Source organism: Methylosinus sp. Sm6 (assembly GCF_019802345.1).
Classification (GTDB): Bacteria; Pseudomonadota; Alphaproteobacteria; order Rhizobiales; family Beijerinckiaceae; genus Methylosinus.
In genome coordinates this window covers 75,313-91,635 of record NZ_JAINDZ010000012.1, presented here as the reverse complement: position 1 = coordinate 91,635, position 16,323 = coordinate 75,313, and the positions used below count along the sequence as shown (strand labels likewise).

Sequence of the window (16,323 nt, the reverse complement as noted above, 5' to 3'; positions counted from 1 at the left end):
TCGTCCTCGCCCAGCCAGCCGTAGATCCGATCTTTTTGCCCACCCGCTGATACGATATCGTCTCCGGCCCCCAGATTGATGTCGTTCGTCGCAGCGAGACCGAGCCCGTTAAAATTTACCCGGACATCGTCATCGCCAGGCCCTGCATATATTACGTTATTTCCAGACACATCTTCGATAAAATCACCACCGTCGTCCGCATATACGAAGTCGTCTCCTTCTCCTCCGTACATATAATCCTTCAAAACTCCGCCATAGATATCGTCGTTTCCGGCATTTCCGAAAATAGTGTTGACGGCGCCCAGTTCGCCGGAAAAATGATCATTCAGATCTGTGCCATAAAAAGCTGCCATATCCGACGCTCCATCATCGGTGTCATCGCCGCCAGAGCCGCCCGTTGCCTCGATCCCGTCGCGCGACGGTGACGCGTCGCCCCGACTTTCTCGAAATCGGCCGCGTCGCATTCGAGACGCCGAAATTCGGAGCGCCCGTCGCCGCGCTGATCCATAGACGACGACAGCCGTCGCCTCCTCCTCCGTTCGGGGGACGCGCCGCGCGTTTTGCGCGATTTCTCGACGAAGACGATCGTGGCGGTCGTCAGCCGTCGGCGAGCCCCTGCGAAGAGCCGAGGCGCATCGGACGGCCCGCTCAGACGAACTGAATCTGGCTCGCGGTCAGGGCGGCGAGGCTGAAATTGTCCAGCGTGATCGTCTGGGTCGCGCTCGACGTGATGACCGTGTCCGCGCCCACTTGCTGGGCATGGCTCAGCAGCGTCGTCCAGTCGGCGAAGATCGTGTGATCGATCCGCAGCGTATCGCTCGACGTGAAATCGGTGACGACATCGCGCCCGAACGCCGGCGCGAAGACGAAGATGTCCGCGCCGCCTGCGCCCGTCAGCGTGTCATCGCCGCCTCCGCCGAGAAGCGTGTTCGCCTTTCCGTCGCCGACGAGCGTGTCGGCGCCCGAGCCGCCCGTCACATTCTCGATGCTGCGGATGGTGTCCTCCGCCACGCCGCCGACCGTCACCACCGCATCCGCCGCGCCATTCAGCGTCAGAACGACCGAGGCCGTCTTGTCGCTATAATCCGCCGTGTCGACGCCGATGTAGCCGTCCAGCACGTCCTTGCCGCCGCCGCCACGCAGCACGTCATTGCCGAAGCCGCCCGAGAGCACATTGGCGAGGCCGTCGCCGCGCAGCGTGTCATCGCCAGAGCCGCCGGTCACATTCTCGATGTTGCGGATTCTGTCCTCCGCCACGCCGCCGACCATCACGACAGAGGTCCTCGCCCCGTTCAAGGTGACGACGACAGGGGCGGTGATGTTGCCATATCGCGCGGTGTCGACGCCCGCGCCGCCATCCAGGACATCGGCCCCGCCGCCGCCTGTCACATTCTCGATGTTGCGGAGCGTGTCCTCGGCGACGCCGTCGATCGTCACTGTCGCATTCGTCGCGCCGTTCAGCATCACCAAGACCGACGACGTCTTGTCGCTGTAATCGGCCGTGTCGACGCCCGCGCCGCCGTCGAGAACATCGGCTCCGCCGGCGCCGCGCAGCACATCATTGCCGCCGCCGCCCGAGAGCGCATTGGCGAGATTATCGCCGTGCAGCGTGTCCGCGCCCGCGCCGCCGGTCACATTCTCGATGCTGCTGATGGTGTCCTCCGCCAGGCCGCCGACCGTCACCACCGCATCCGCTGCGCCATTCAGCGTCAGAACGACCGAGGCCGTCTTGTCGCTATAATCCGCCGTGTCGACGCCGATGTAGCCGTCCAGCACGTCCTTGCCGCCGCCGCCACGCAGCACGTCATTACCGAAGCCGCCCGAGAGCACATTGGCGAGGCCGTCGCCGCGCAGCGTGTCGGCGCCCGAGCCGCCGGTCACATTCTCGATGTTGCGGATTCTGTCCTCCGCCACGCCGCCGACCATCACGACAGAGGTCCTCGCCCCGTTCAAGGTGACGACGACAGGGGCGTTCGTGTAGCCATAATCCGCGGTGTCGACGCCCGCGCCGCCGTCCATGAGATCGGCGCCGCCGCCGCCACTCAGTAAAGTCGTAGCCGCCGCCGCCGAGCAGAACATTGGCCAGCCCGTCGCCGATGAGCATATCGCCCCCGCCGCCTCCTGTCACATTCTCGATGTTGCGGAGCGTGTCCTCGGTGACGCCGCGGACCGTCACGGTCGCGTCGGACGCGCCGTTCAGGACGACCCTGACCGGGAACGATTCCAGATAGCTGTAGTCGGCGGTGTCGATGCCCGCCCCTCCGTCGAGAACATCGGCCCCGCCGGCCCCGCGCAGCACATCGTCGCCGCCGCCGCCGAAGAGCGCATTCGCCAGATTATCGCCCCACAGCGTGTCCGCGCCCGCGCCGCCCGTGACGTTCTCGATATTGCGGATCACATCCTCGGCGACGCCGCCGACCCTCACCGCCGCATTCGTGTCGCCGTTCAAATTCACCACGACCGCCGCCGTCTTGTCGCTATAGTCGGCCGTGTCGACGCCGGCGCCGCCGTCCAGTGTGTCCTTGCCGAGTCCGCCTTTCAGAATGTCGTCGCCGCCCAGGCCGTTGAGCAGGTCGCCGCCGGCAAAACCGTTCAGCGCATTGGCGCCGTCGTCGCCCGTCAGCGAGTCGGCGAAGGCGCTGCCCCAGACATTCTCGAAATTGAAGATCTGATCGTCCTGGGCCGAGCCGCCCGCGGCGGTCCCGGCCGCGAGATCGATCTGCACGCCCGCGACGCTGTCGAAATATTCGAGCGTATCGACGCCGTCGCCGCCGTCCAGGTAATCGCCGCCGGAGCGGCCCTCGATGCGGTCGTCGCCGTCCCTTCCCTCGAGGACATTGTAAGCGCCATTGCCGATGAGGAGGTCGCCTCGATTACTGCCCGACACGTCTTCGACGAGCCGATATGTATCGCCCTCCGCCGACCCTCCCGAACCCTTGCCAGTCAGAAGATTCACCGTCACCCCATCAGCAGACCAATAATAACTGACGCTATCATCGCCTGGGCCGCCGTCGATCAGATCCTTCTGGCCGCCGGCCAATACCCAGTCATCTCCGCTGCCGAGAGATATCTTGTTCGTCGCTACAAGGCCTAGACCGACCTGACCCACCCAGACAGAGTCATCGCCTCCACCCGCGTATATGATATTGTTCCCAGACTTATCATAAATCACATCGTCTCCATCGAAAGCGTATATAGAATCATCTCCTTCGCCCCCATCCAATTCATCAGACAAAATTCCTCCATCTATGCTATCATTTCCGCCGTAACCGAAAATTTGATTTGCTTGATATCTATCGCCAAACAGATATAGATCATCTTGGTCAGTGCCCCTGATGAGCGCCATTTTCAATACTCCAAGACCTTGCGTCCACAGACACTTTCGAAATCGACCGCGCTTCATCGAGAAGCCGTTCGCGCTCGACGGAAACCAAGTTGAGGAGTGAACCAAGACAGTCGTCTATGCCTCCCCCATTTGGAGGAGGCGCCGCGATTTTTTCGGCAATGATGCGAATCGAGGCCGCCGTCAGTCGACCGCCAGCGCCTGCGCCGACGGCACGGCGAGCGTCCACCGAAAGCCGTCCGGCGCGAAGCCGACCGTCGACTCGCCGCCGAGCGCCTGCGCCACGAGGCGCTTGATCACCTTGTAGCCGAAACCCTCGCGCGGCGCGTCGTCCACCGGCGGGCCGCCGAACTCGCGCCATTCGACGAGGAAGCGATCGCCCTCGACGCGCCAGCGCAGCTCGACGCGTCCGCCCGGCTGCGACAACGCGCCATGGGTGAGCGCGTTCACGGCGAGCTCGTGCAGAGCGAGGCCGATGTTCTGCGCCGCCTCCGGCTTCAGCATCACGCGCTCGCCTTCGATGCGCGTGTCGACGCAGTCGAGATCGAGGCAATAGCCGATCTGCGCGCTGGCGAGCTCGCGCATGCAGGCGCCGCGCCACTCCTGCGACACGAGCAGATCATGCGCCATGGCCAGCGCCTGCAGCCGCGCGGCGAACTTGCGCTGGAAATCCTCGAGCGACGGCGAGCCCGCCGCCGTCTGCCGCGCCATCGCCTGCACCACGGCGAGCAGATTCTTCGAGCGATGCACCAGCTCGCGCAGCAGCACATGCACATGCTGCTCGCGGCGCTTGCGCTCGGTGATGTCGCGCGCCGTGCCGATGATGCGCGCGGCATGTCCGTTCTCGAAGACGGTGCGGCCGCGCACGGCGACCCAGCGCTCGATTCCGTCGGTCTCGCCGATCACGCGATATTCCGCCTCGTAATCGCCGACGTGGGCGGGATCGAGCGCCGCCTCGACGGCCTCGCGCGTGCGCTCCTTATCGTCGGGATGCAGCGCATTGCGGAAAATCTCGAAGCTGCCGGGCGCGCCTTCGGGCAGCGCCCAGAGCGCGCGCACGCGATCGTCGAGATGAACCTCGCCGGTGACGAGGTCCCAATCCCAAATGCCGGTGAGGCTGGCGTCGAGCGCCATGCGCATGCGCTCCAGCGCCAGCGCCGAATCGCTGTCGCGGCCGTTCCCATCGGATGCGATGCGCCTCATGTCGATATCGGCCAAGAGCTCGTCCCTCTGCTCGACGCGGTGATCGGGCCAATGTCGAACACAAATGCTCGAATGAAGACATATGGCCCAGTCATCCTCGTCCTTCGAGACGCCGCCTGCGGCGGCTCAGGAGGGTGAGGGGATTTTTTCCTTCAGGCGATTCGTTCCGCTTCGCCCAGGTCCACCGACAGCTGCGCCTGCGCATGGCAAACGTTCGTCGCGCGGCAAGGTTCCGCTCACACGTCGAGCTCTGTGGCGAAAGGCGCGCGCTCCTGGATGAAGGCGAAGCGCGCCTCGGGCTTGGTTCCCATCAGCCGCTCGACGCAGTCGGCGGTCTCCTCCCGCTCCTCGCCGGCGATCATGACCTTGAGAAGCGTGCGCTTCCTCGCATCCATGGTCGTTTCCTTGAGCTGATCCGAACGCATCTCGCCGAGGCCCTTGAATCGGTTCGTCTCGATCTTGCCCTTGCCGGTCAGCACTTTCTTCACCAGCTCGTCGCGATGCTTGTCGTCGCGCGCGTAAACCGTCTTCGGCCCTTGCGTCAGCTTATAGAGCGGCGGCACCGCGAGATAGAGATGGCCGCCGTCGATGAGCTTGGGCATTTGCCGGAAGAAGAAGGTGATGAGCAGCGACGCGATATGCGCGCCGTCGACATCGGCGTCGGTCATCACGATGATCTTGTCGTAGCGCAGATCCTCGTCGCGATAATGCGAGCCGACGCCGCAGCCGAGCGCCTGCACGAGATCGGCGAGCTGCTGATTGGCGGCGAATTTCTCCTTGCCGGCGGAGGCGACATTGAGAATCTTGCCGCGCAGAGGCAGCACCGCCTGGCTGGCGCGGTCGCGCGCCGATTTGGCGGAGCCGCCGGCCGAATCGCCCTCGACGATGAACAGCTCCGACCCCTGCGCCGAGGTGTTGGTGCAATCGGCGAGCTTGCCCGGAAGGCGCAATTTGCGCGTCGGGGATTTGCGCGCCTGCTCCTTCTCGGCGCGGCGGCGCAGGCGCTCCTCGGCGCGCTCCACCGCGAAATCGAGCAGCTTGGTCGCCTGCGAGGGCGCGCCGGCGAGCCAATGATCGAAGGCGTCGCGCACCGCGCCCTCGACGAGGCGCGAGGCGTCGACATTCATCAGCCGCGTCTTGTTCTGGCCCTGGAACTCCGGCTCGCGGATGAACACCGATATCATCGCCGCCGACTGGCCCATCAGATCCTCGGCCGTCAGCAGCGCGGCGCGCTTGGCTTGGCCGATGCGCTCGGCGTGATCCTTGAGCCCACGCAGCAGAGCGAGACGGAAGCCGGCTTCATGCGTGCCTCCGTCCGGCGTCGGAATGGTGTTGCAGTAAGAGTGCGAAAAACCGTCCTCATTGGCGAACCAGGCGATCGCCCATTCGAGCGAGCCATGGCCGCCCTCGCGCTCCACCTTGCCGACGAAGGGCTGATCGGCGACGAGCTCCTTGCCCTCGGTCTCGCGGGCGAGATAGTCGCGCAGCCCGCCGGGAAAGCGCAGCACCGCCTCGGCCGGCACATCCGAGCCCGGCTCGATCAGCTCCTTGGCGCAATGCCAGCGGATTTCGACGCCGCCGAAGAGATAGGCCTTGGAGCGGGACATGCGGAAGAGCCGCGCCGGACGCCAATGCGTGGCCGGGCCGAAAATCTCGGCGTCGGGCTTGAAGCGGATTTTCGTGCCGCGGCGATTGGGCGCCCGGCCGACCTGCTCGAGCCCCGTCTGCGGTAGGCCGCGCGCGTAGATTTGCCGGTAGAGCTGCTGGCCGGTGGCGACCTCCACCTCGAGCCGCTCCGAGAGGGCGTTGACCACGGACACGCCGACGCCGTGCAGGCCGCCGGAGGTCTGATAGGCCCCCGAGTCGAACTTGCCGCCGGCATGCAGCACGGTCATGACCACTTCCAGCGCCGATTTCTTGGGGAATTTCGGATGCGGGCCGACGGGGATGCCGCGGCCGTTGTCGATGACGGTGAGCCAGCCGTCCGGCTCGAGGCTGACCTCGATGAAGCTGGCGTGGCCGGCGACGGCCTCGTCCATGGAATTGTCCAGCACCTCGGCGAAGAGGTGATGCATGGCGGCCTCGTCCTTGCCGCCGATATACATGCTCGGCCGCCGCCGGACGGGCTCCAGCCCCTCCAGCACCTCGATGGAGGCGGCGTCATACTCCGCCGGCGCCTTGGGCGCTTTCGCGGCGGGAGCGGCGGCGGCAGGCTTGCGCTGAGCGCCGCCGAAGAGATCGTCGGATTTGGCCATGAGGGGGATTTTAGCGATTCGCGGGGGCGGGGGCGAGGGGGCTTGCGCGATAGGCTGACAACTCCAATCCGGCGCGAGACGTCCGCAAGGGGGCGATTCTCGATCCTTTGGGCTCGCCTCGCTGCGTGTCACGCCTTGACGAAGCGATATCCGACGCCCGGCTCCGTCAGCACGATCCTGGGCGCGGCGGTGTCGTCCTCGATCTTGGCGCGCAATTGGCCGATGAAGACGCGGAGATAGTGCGTGTCCTGCCGATGCGCGGGGCCCCACACGGCCGAAAGGATTTGGCCATGCGTGAGCAGGCGGTCGGGGCGCCGCGCGAGGGTCGTCAGGAGGTCGTATTCCTTCGGCGTCAGCTTGATCGGTTGGCCGTTCTTCGTCACCAGACGTCTGTCCATATCGACGCGCAGACCACAGCTCTCGATCTCTCTCGGCTCGTCCGCGGCGCGTGAACCATGCCGCAGAGCGGCGCGCAGCCGCGCCATGAGCTCGCCGGTCGAGAACGGCTTTTCGATATAGTCGTCGGCGCCGGAATCGAGCGCGGCGATCTTTTCGGCTTCGCGATCGCGCGCCGAAAGGATCAAGATCGGGACTTGCGAAAAGGCGCGGGCCCGCGCCAGCACGTCCTTCCCGTCCATATCGGGAAGCCCGAGGTCGAGCACGACGACGTCGGGCGCCGAGGCGGCGATCGCCTCGAGCGCGCCTCTGCCCGTCTCCGCCTCGATCACCTCATAGCCGCAGGCGGCGAGAGCGGGGCGCAGGACCCTTCGCAGCTGCGGCTCGTCATCGACGATGAGAACGCGACGCTCGGTCATGTCGCCGCTCCTCGCGAGACGCGGCGACATGCGAAATTCGGCCATTCGGTTTGCAAGTCGAATTCAGTTTGCACGTCGAATTCCTGGGAGCGTCAGGACGAGGGTTGGGGATATAGTCCTTCACCCGATTGCCCTGCTGGGAGCGTGGTCGGCGGACACAAGATGGAACAATGGACGCCGCGCGCGCAAGGGCGTCGTGGCGAGAATTTGCGCATCCGAGCGACTCCTTACGCCGTCCTTATGCCCCGAGGCGAAAATCCGAATAGCGCCCTTATGTGCTTTGCACGCATACCGCCGACGCATTGTCGATCTGGAGACAGACCATGCTCGATCTCGTCTATGTCGGCCTCGGCGTCTTTCTGTTCGTGCTGATGGGCCTTTACGCGCGCGCCTGCGGGCGCCTCTGAAACGGGAGCGAACGATGTTCGAACCGATCATCGGCCTCAGCGTCGCCGTGCTGCTCGGCGCCTATCTCGTCTACACGCTCCTTCATCCCGAAAAATTCTGATCCGAGCGCCTCGGGTTCCGCAAAGGACATTTCTCATGAACGCCATTGGCTTGGCGCAAATCGCCGTCGTGCTTACGGCCGTCGTCGTCGCGGCGGTTCCGCTCGGCGCCTTCATCGCCCGCGTCCTCGCGGGCGAGCGCACATGGTTGACGCCGGCGCTCTCGCCGGTCGAACGCGCCTTTTACAAGCTCTCCGGCGTCGACCCGGCGCGCGAGCAGAGCTGGCTCGCCTACGCCATGGCCGTGCTCGCCTTCGGCCTCGTCGGCTTCGTCTCGCTCTACGCTCTGCAACGGCTCCAGAATATGCTGCCGCTCGACCCGCAGGGCTTCGACGGCGTGCCGCCCGATCTCGCCTTCAACACGTCTGTCAGCTTCGTGACCAACACGAATTGGCAGAATTATAGCGGCGAGACGATGATGAGCCATCTCGTCCAGATGCTCGGCCTGACCGTTCACAACTTCGTCTCGGCGGCGACCGGACTCGCCATGGCCTTCGCCCTGGCGCGCGGCTTCTCGCGCACGCAGTCTCCCACGATCGGCAATTTCTGGGTCGATCTGACGCGCTCGACGCTCTATGTGCTGCTGCCGCTGTCGATCATCGTCGCGCTCGCGCTCGTCGCAATGGGCGTTCCGCAGACGCTGCGAGGCTCCGTCGAGGCGACGACGCTGGAAGGCGCCGCGCAGATCGTCTCCATCGGGCCGGTGGCCAGCCAGGAGGCGATCAAGGAGCTCGGCACCAATGGCGGCGGCTTCTTCAACGCCAACTCCTCGCATCCGTTCGAAAGCCCGAACGCCTGGTCCAACATGCTGGAGATCTGGGCGCTGCTGGTCATCCCCTTCGCCGCGGCCTTCGCCTTCGGACGAGCGGTCCTCGATGTCCGGCAGGGACGCGCGATCGCCGTCACGATGCTGATCGTTCTCGCTGGCGGCGTGCTCGTGGCCTATTGGGCCGAGGCCAATGGCAATCCGCTGCTGACGTCGATCGGCGTCGATCCCTCGCCCGGCAATATGGAGGGCAAGGAGGTGCGCTTCGGCGTCGCCGCCAGCGCGCTCTTCGCCGCCGCCACCACCGGCACGAGCTGCGGCGCGGTCAATGCGATGCATGATTCATTCATGCCGCTCGGCGGGCTCGTTCCGCTGTTCAACATGCTGATGGGCAGCATCGCGCCGGGCGGCGTCGGGGCCGGGCTCTATGGCTTCCTCGTGCTGGCGGTGATCGCCGTCTTCGTCGCGGGCCTCATGGTCGGCCGCACGCCGGAATATCTCGGCAAGAAGATCGAGACGCGCGAGATGAAGCTCGCCATGCTGGCGGTGCTGATCTACCCGCTCTGCGTGCTCGGCTTCTCGGCTGCGTCGGCGCTGCTGCCGAGCGCTCTCGCCAGCCTGAACAATGCGGGGCCGCACGGCCTGTCGGAAATCCTCTACGCCTTCGCCTCGACCACGGACAACAACGGCTCGGCCTTCGCGGGGCTCAGCGGCAACACGCCCTGGTACAACGCCACGCTCGGCGTCGCGATGACGCTCGGTCGCTTCGCCTTCGTCATCCCGGTGCTGGCGCTGGCGGGCTCATTCGCCGCGAAGAAGAAGGCGCCGGCCTCCAGCGGCACGTTCCCGACGCATGGTCCGCTGTTCGTCGGACTGCTGATCGGCGTCATCGTCATCCTCTATCTGCTCCAGTATTTCCCGGCGCTCGCGCTCGGTCCTGTGGTCGAGCATCTGCTGCTCGATGCGGGCAAGACCTTCTGAACGGAGTTCCCTCATGTCATCGAAAGTCGCTGCCCCCGGCCTGTTCGATCGGGCCATCATCGGCCGCGCGGCGATCGACGCTTTCGCCAAGCTCGATCCGCGCAGGATGGCGCGCAATCCGGTGATCTTCGTCACCGAAGCGGTCTCTGCTCTGGTCGCGATATTGTTCATTCGCGATCTCTTCGCGCAGGACGGAACGGCCCTGTTCTCCGGCCAGATCGCGGCCTGGCTTTGGTTCACCGTGCTCTTCGCCAATTTCGCCGAAGCCGTGGCGGAAGGGCGCGGCAAGGCGCAGGCCGACGCGCTGCGCCGCACGCGCGCCGACGCCGAGGCCAAGCGGTGGAGAGCCGGCGCGGTCGAGCTCGTCTCCGCGCTCGATCTGAAGGTCGGCGATATCGTGCTCGTCGAGGCCGGCGATCTCATTCCCGGCGACGGCGAGGTCGTCGAAGGCGTCGCTTCCGTCAACGAGTCGGCGATCACCGGCGAATCGGCGCCGGTCATTCGCGAGGCGGGCGGCGATCGCTCGGCGGTGACCGGCGGCACTACTGTCCTGTCCGATTGGGTGCGGGTGCGGATCACCGCGGCGCCGGGCTCGACCTTCATCGATCGCATGATCGCGCTCGTCGAAGGCGCCGAGCGGCAGAAGACGCCGAACGAGCTCGCGCTGTCGATTCTGCTGTCCGGCTTGACGATCATCTTCCTGATCGTCTGCACGACGCTGTGGCCGCTCGCCCGCTATTCCGGAACCGTGCTGTCGCTCACCGTGCTCGTCGCGCTGCTCGTCTGCCTCATCCCGACGACCATCGGCGGGCTGCTGTCGGCGATCGGCATCGCCGGCATGGACCGCCTGATCCGCTTCAACGTCATCGCCACCTCGGGGCGCGCGGTCGAGGCGGCGGGCGACGTCGACACGCTGCTGCTCGACAAGACCGGAACGATCACATTCGGCAACCGCATGGCGGACGAATTCATCCCCGTCGGCGGCGTCGGCGAGCGTGAGCTCGCCGAGGCGGTGCTGCTCGCCTCGCTCGCCGACGAGACGCCGGAAGGACGCTCGATCGTCGCTCTCGCCAAGAGCCGCTATGGCCTTCCCGCGCCGGAGCTCGGCGGCGATGCGCGCATCGTGCCCTTCTCCGCGCATACGCGCATTTCGGGGCTCGATCTGCCGGGTCGAGCGCTGCGCAAGGGCGCGGTCGACGCCATTCTCGCTCAGACGCAGCCGGTCGCCGGCTCCGTCGAGCGCGGCGGCGGCGCGGTCGCGGACATTCTCGAGCGCGCCGGCGTCTCGACGCTGCGCGCGCCCGAGGATTTCACGCGCGCCGTCGAGCGCATCTCGCGCGCCGGCGGCACGCCGCTCGCCGTCGGCGAGAACGGCCGCCTGCTCGGCGTCGTGCATCTCAAGGACATCATCAAGCCCGACATAAAGGCGCGCTTCGCCGAGCTGCGCGCCATGGGCGTCAAGACGGTGATGGTGACGGGCGACAACCCGGTCACCGCCGCGGCGATCGCGTCCGAAGCGGGCGTCGACGATTTCATCGCGCAGGCGACGCCGGAGGACAAGCTCGCCTACATCCGCAAGGAGCAGCAGGGCGGACGCCTCATCGCCATGTGCGGCGACGGCACCAATGACGCGCCGGCGCTGGCGCAGGCCGATGTCGGCGTCGCCATGCAGACCGGAACGCAGGCCGCGCGCGAGGCCGGCAATATGGTCGATCTCGACAGCGATCCGACCAAGCTCATCGAGATCGTCGCCATCGGCAAGCAGCTGCTGATGACGCGCGGCTCGCTCACGACCTTCTCCATCGCCAATGACGTCGCCAAATATTTCGCGATCATTCCGGCGCTGTTCATGGCGACCTATCCGGAACTCGGCGCGATCAATGTGATGAAGCTCGCCTCGCCGCAGTCGGCGATCCTCTCGGCGGTGATCTTCAATGCGCTCATCATCATCGCGCTGATCCCGCTGGCGCTGAAGGGCGTCGCCTATCGGCCGGTCGGCGCCGCCGCGCTGCTGCGGAGAAATCTGCTGATCTACGGCCTCGGCGGCGTCATCATTCCTTTCGTCGGCATCAAGCTGATCGACATGATCGTGTCGACGCTGCATCTCGCTTGAAGGAGCTCGTCCATGCTCGCGCAAATTCGTCCTGCGATCGTCATGATCGTCCTGCTCACGCTGCTCACGGGCCTCGCCTATCCCCTCGCGATCACCGCGATCGCGCAGCTCGCTTTCCCCGACGAGGCGAATGGAAGCCTCGTCGAGCGCAAAGGCGTGATCGTCGGCTCGCGGCTGATCGGCCAGAATTTCGCGGCCGCGCATTATTTTCACGGCCGCCCCTCGGCGACGAGCGCGCCCGACCCGAATGACGCGGGCAAGACGATCGACGCGCCCTATAATGCGGCGAATTCCGCGGGCTCGAATCTCGGGCCCACCTCGAAAAAGCTCGTCGATCGCGTGAACGCCGCGATCGAGGCGGAATTCGCGGCGGGACGCATCGATGTGGTGGCGGCGGACGCCGTCACGACCTCGGCCTCCGGGCTCGATCCGCACATCTCGCCGCAATTCGCGCTGGCTCAGGTTCCCGCCGTCGCCGCTGCGCGCAGGCTGCCCGAGCCCCGTGTCCGCGCTCTCGTCGAGGCGCACATCGAGCAGCGTTTCGCCGGCTTCATCGGCGAGCCGCGCGTCAATGTGCTCGCGCTCAATCTGGCGTTGGACGAGCTCCATTGATGAGGCCGGCGTCGGACTGCGGACCATCGACGAACATTGTTCCGGGCTCGGGACGATCAGAACTCCACGCGCAGAGAGCCGAGAACGGATCGCGGCGCGCCGGTCTGGATCGTCGTACGGTTCGACGACGTCGGATAATAGATCGTATCGGTGGCGTTCTTGACGTTCAGCTGCGCTGTGACGGTGAAGCGGTCGATCTGGGTCGTGTAGGCGATCATTCCGTTGAGCAGCGTATATCCGGGCAGGATGAAAGAGTTGGCGTTGTCGCCGAGCGAGCTCTCGACGACGGAGACGCCGCCGCCCACGCTCAGTCCGCGAAACTCTCCGTCGGCCTCGTATTTGACCCAGAGGTTGCCGTAATTGCGCGGGCTCGCCGGCAGCTTGTACCCGGCGACGGCGAGCTGTGTCGTCATCAACGTGGAAGGATTGTACGAGGGAGCCCCTTGGATCGTGCGGACGTCGTCATGCGTGTAATTGGCGATGACGCTCCAATTGTCGTCGATGCGGCCGGTCAGGTCGATTTCGACGCCCTGGCTGCGAGCCTGTCCGATGACCAGCGTATTGAGCGGATTGGCCGGGTCGGGAGTGGCGATATTCGTCTTGGTGATGTCGAAAAAGGCGAAGGTCGCGATGAGGCGCTTGTCCAGGAGCTCCGCCTTCACGCCGCCCTCGAACTGCTCGCCTTTCTGGGGCGGCAGCGGCAGCCCGAGGCTCGTCGTGTTGTTCAACCCGAACGATCGCGTGAAATTGCCGTAGAGCGACAGCCACGGAAGCGGCTGATAGACGAGGCCGGCCCGCGGGCTGAACGCCTTGTTGTAGTCGGTCGTGTAGGTCGACATCGCGCCGGCATAGGACGAAGTGTTCTTGTTGCTGCTCGTCTCGGCCCAGTCGTAGCGGCCGCCGAGCAGAACATGGACCGAATCGTCGAAGAAGGAGATCAGGTCCTGCGCATAGACGCCGGTCCATTTCTGCGCTTGGCGGACATAGAGGGGGGCGCCCAAGGGATTGTCGAGCGTCCAGTAATTGGGCGCGTAGATGTTGATCGAGCTCAATGATCTGAAGATCGTGTTGCTCATCGGCATGCGTGTGCTGAGATGATCGAAGCCCAGCAGGGCGGCATGCGTCAGCGGACCGGTTTCGAAATGTCCATGGAGGTCGACATTCGTCGCGAAATCGATCTCCTTGCCGCCGCCGACGCTCGTCGTATTGGTCAGAGAACGACGGAGGTCGCCGGTGACCTGATCGACGCTCAGCGCGAGGCTGTTGGTCGTGCTGTCGGCCGAAGACATGTAGCTCAGGCGATTCGTCAGGCTCCAATTCTTGTCGAAAGCGAAGGTCCAGTCATAGGCGATGCGCTTCTTGTCGAACTGGACGGGAGAGCTGGTGGTGAGCAGCGGCGGCTGGAGATAGCGAGAGATCGGAATTTGCGCAGGATAGCCGCCGATGGCCGGAAGATGCGGATAATCGCTGACCGCAGTGCGGTGCTGATATTCGAAATCGATGTTCAGCCTGAACTGTTCGATCGGGTGAAAGCTCAGGGTCGGCGCCAGGAAGACATTCTGGTCCTTGACGAAATCGCGATAGGAATAGGAGTGATAGAACTCCCCGTTGAAGCGGTAGAGCACGGACTTGTCTGCGATCAGCGGGCCGGTGGCGTCGAGCGTCGTGCGGGTCATGCCGAAGGAGCCGTTCTGCTGCTGGACGGAATAATAGGGCGTCTCGAGCGGGCGCTTGACCACGAGGTCGATGAGGCCGCCGGGCTCGACACGGCCATAGAGGATCGCCGCCGGCCCCTTGAGCACCTCGATCGATTGAAGGTTGGTCGTGTCGAGATTGCGCATTCTATATTCGACCAGGCCGTTCTTGTAGGAGCTGGCGTAATTGGTGAAGCCGCGGACCTTGTAGGCTTCGTAGAAGTTCGGCGTCATCTGCACGCCGCTGACATTGACGACGATGGCGTCCCCGACGCTGATCGCCTGCTGATCGTCCATCGTCTGGCGCGTCACGACCTGAATCGCCACGGGCGTCTTCAGGAGCGGCGTGTCCATTTTCATCGCGCTCGAGGCGCTGTCGGCCTTGTAGCCCGTGTATCTGTCGCCGGGCCCCTGCGGCGACCCGCCGGCTCCGCGGCCATGATTCTCCTTTTGCTCGTGACCGATGTCGATCGGCGGCAAGGGCGTCGCGCCGCCCGCGCTGGCGTCGTTTCGCGTGTCGCCGGCCTGCGCCAGCACGATCAGCGCGGATTTGCCATTAGCGGACAGTTCGAAATGCAGTCCAGTGCCCGACAGAAGCTCCGCGAGCGCCTCGGCCAGCTTGTGGCGGCCCGTGAGCCCTCTCGAACGCACAAAGCGCGTCAATCTCGAGTCGTAGACGATGCGCACGCCGCTCTCGTCGGCGAGGCGGTTCAGCGCTGTCGAAACGGGACCCGCCGGAATGTCGTAGCCGCGCACGATCTCGGCGATTTCCTTCTCCGACATCTGCGCGTGCGCTTGCGCGCGGTCGGCATTCCCTGCGAACGCGAAGACCCCCATTGCCGTGACGATGGCCGTCGCGCTCAACATCCTTCTCCTCGCCGACTTGCTCTCGTCAGGAATCCGCTTCGACATCTACTGGCCCCGTCCTGTCTCTCGGCGGCAGGCAATGCGCCCCCACTTTCACAAGGACGGGCTTTCCTTCCTCCGGGGATGTCGGCGACCAAATTTTTTTTCTCATCCGCTGAGCGCGACGACATAGCCGAGATCGAATGCGTGCAGGCTGAGCGCCTTTTCGATCGCGGCGATCGCGGCCATCGGCTCCGATGCGTCGAACACGCCGGTCACGCGCCTGTCCCGGATGGAGGGATCGACGATCAGAATATATCCGTGGACGTAATATCCGAGCACCGAAACCACCTCCGAGAGCGGCCTGTCGTCGAAGATCAGCTTTCCGCGCCGCCACGCGGCGACGTGATCGACCTGCACCCGATAGGGGGCGACCGCGGCGACGCCCGGGGCGAAAGCGCTCTGCTCGCCGGCCTCGACGATGATCGGCGGCCCTTCCGTCACCACGCGCACGCGGTGCTGGGCGACGGTGACCTCGGTGCGGCCGCGCGTGGTCGAAACGTTGAAAGTGGTGCCGAGAGCCGTCACGGAGCCGCCCGGAACGAGGACGGAGAACGCCCTTCCGGCGTCCGGAGCGACATCGAACCAGGCCTCGCCCGTCAGCAGCGTCACATTTCTCTTTCGCTCGTCGAAATCCACCGCCACTGCCGAGTGAGGGCCGATCTCGATCCGCGACCCGTCGACGAGCTGAACAACCTGCGTCTCCGCGACGCCGGTCCGGGCGTTCGCTCGCAACATGATCCAGACATCGTCGAAGAAGACGAAGGACAAGACGGCGAAAGCGAGAGCCGCGAGGCCGGCGGCGATGCGATAGCGGGACGGCCGGCGCGGCGGGGCCACCTCGAAGTCCTCGAGGAAAGGCCGCAGCTGCTCGAGATCGCCCCAGATACGGCAAACCCTCTCGAACGCCTCACGGTTCGCCGGATCGCGCGTCAGCCAGCGAACGAACGCCTCCCGCTCCTGCGGGGTCGGGGCTCGGCAGTCGAGTCGCGTCCACCACTCGATGGCCGCCTTGCGGCAGCTCGCTCGGTCCAAGGGCGCGTCATCCTCTTCCATGGTCGTACCGTTCTGTCGCTGGGTCCGCCGCCGTCGGTCCTCAGAGTAGCAAGACGAACGCCGAGGGCGATAG

General features: G+C 65.3%; 12 protein-coding genes and 2 pseudogenes. 5 read left to right on the top strand and 9 right to left on the bottom strand.

Going from position 1 to position 16,323, the window contains the following annotated elements; translation table 11 throughout:
- Nucleotides 1-14: 14 nt before the first annotated feature.
- The 7 genes and pseudogenes from K3F48_RS24880 to K3F48_RS10270 form a co-directional block, all read right to left on the bottom strand.
- Nucleotides 15-353: pseudogene (locus K3F48_RS24880) on the bottom strand (calcium-binding protein); the annotation flags it as partial.
- Nucleotides 354-648: 295 nt separating this feature from the next.
- Nucleotides 649-1,926: a hypothetical protein gene (locus K3F48_RS24300; RefSeq protein WP_255608831.1), complete on the bottom strand. Its 1,278-nt coding sequence runs from the start codon at nt 1,924-1,926 to the stop codon at nt 649-651.
- A complete protein-coding gene (locus K3F48_RS10285) occupies nt 1,808-2,956 on the bottom strand; it encodes a calcium-binding protein (RefSeq protein WP_370631399.1) in 1,149 nt (382 codons plus the stop codon). Before K3F48_RS10285 ends, K3F48_RS24300 begins: the two co-directional genes overlap by 119 nt.
- Nucleotides 2,957-3,001: 45 nt before the next feature.
- Nucleotides 3,002-3,346 (bottom strand): annotated as a pseudogene (locus tag K3F48_RS24875) (calcium-binding protein); the annotation flags it as partial.
- Nucleotides 3,347-3,526: 180 nt separating this feature from the next.
- Entirely contained in the window at nt 3,527-4,546 is a 1,020-nt protein-coding gene (locus K3F48_RS10280; protein ID WP_222575336.1) for a sensor histidine kinase, read from the bottom strand.
- A 236-nt stretch (nt 4,547-4,782) separates the two neighbouring features.
- A complete protein-coding gene (parE, locus tag K3F48_RS10275; RefSeq protein WP_222575335.1) occupies nt 4,783-6,801 on the bottom strand; it encodes a DNA topoisomerase IV subunit B in 2,019 nt (672 codons plus the stop codon).
- A gap of 128 nt (nt 6,802-6,929) precedes the next feature.
- Nucleotides 6,930-7,616, bottom strand: coding sequence for a response regulator (locus K3F48_RS10270; protein ID WP_222575334.1), 687 nt, complete (start codon nt 7,614-7,616; stop codon nt 6,930-6,932).
- A gap of 275 nt (nt 7,617-7,891) precedes the next feature.
- On the opposite strand from K3F48_RS10270, the gene K3F48_RS24295 reads away from it, so the two are divergent.
- From K3F48_RS24295 to kdpC, 5 genes are read left to right on the top strand one after another with little or no spacing between them, the layout of a single operon-like run.
- Nucleotides 7,892-8,023: a hypothetical protein gene (locus K3F48_RS24295; RefSeq protein ID WP_255608816.1), complete on the top strand. Its 132-nt coding sequence runs from the start codon at nt 7,892-7,894 to the stop codon at nt 8,021-8,023.
- A 14-nt stretch (nt 8,024-8,037) separates the two neighbouring features.
- Nucleotides 8,038-8,124 (top strand): K(+)-transporting ATPase subunit F, encoded by an 87-nt coding sequence (gene kdpF, locus K3F48_RS24870; protein WP_370631398.1) that lies wholly within the window; start codon nt 8,038-8,040, stop codon nt 8,122-8,124.
- 35 nt (nt 8,125-8,159) lie between these two features.
- Complete coding sequence (kdpA, locus tag K3F48_RS10260) at nt 8,160-9,869, top strand: potassium-transporting ATPase subunit KdpA (protein ID WP_222575332.1); 1,710 nt, start codon at nt 8,160-8,162, stop codon at nt 9,867-9,869.
- Between the two features lie 13 nt (nt 9,870-9,882).
- Nucleotides 9,883-11,982 carry a potassium-transporting ATPase subunit KdpB gene (gene kdpB, locus K3F48_RS10255; protein ID WP_222575331.1) on the top strand — a complete coding sequence of 700 codons (2,100 nt, stop codon included), beginning with the start codon at nt 9,883-9,885 and terminating at the stop codon, nt 11,980-11,982.
- A gap of 12 nt (nt 11,983-11,994) precedes the next feature.
- Nucleotides 11,995-12,594 carry a potassium-transporting ATPase subunit KdpC gene (gene kdpC / locus K3F48_RS10250; RefSeq protein ID WP_222575330.1) on the top strand — a complete coding sequence of 200 codons (600 nt, stop codon included), beginning with the start codon at nt 11,995-11,997 and terminating at the stop codon, nt 12,592-12,594.
- Nucleotides 12,595-12,650: 56 nt separating this feature from the next.
- Here the strand turns inward: kdpC and K3F48_RS10245 are convergent, their stop codons facing one another.
- Together K3F48_RS10245 and K3F48_RS10240 are read right to left on the bottom strand one after the other, a co-directional pair.
- Nucleotides 12,651-15,071, bottom strand: coding sequence for a TonB-dependent receptor (locus tag K3F48_RS10245; RefSeq protein WP_255608815.1), 2,421 nt, complete (start codon nt 15,069-15,071; stop codon nt 12,651-12,653).
- A 231-nt stretch (nt 15,072-15,302) separates the two neighbouring features.
- Nucleotides 15,303-16,250: a FecR family protein gene (locus K3F48_RS10240; protein ID WP_222575328.1), complete on the bottom strand. Its 948-nt coding sequence runs from the start codon at nt 16,248-16,250 to the stop codon at nt 15,303-15,305.
- Between the last annotated feature and the right edge of the window lie 73 nt (nt 16,251-16,323).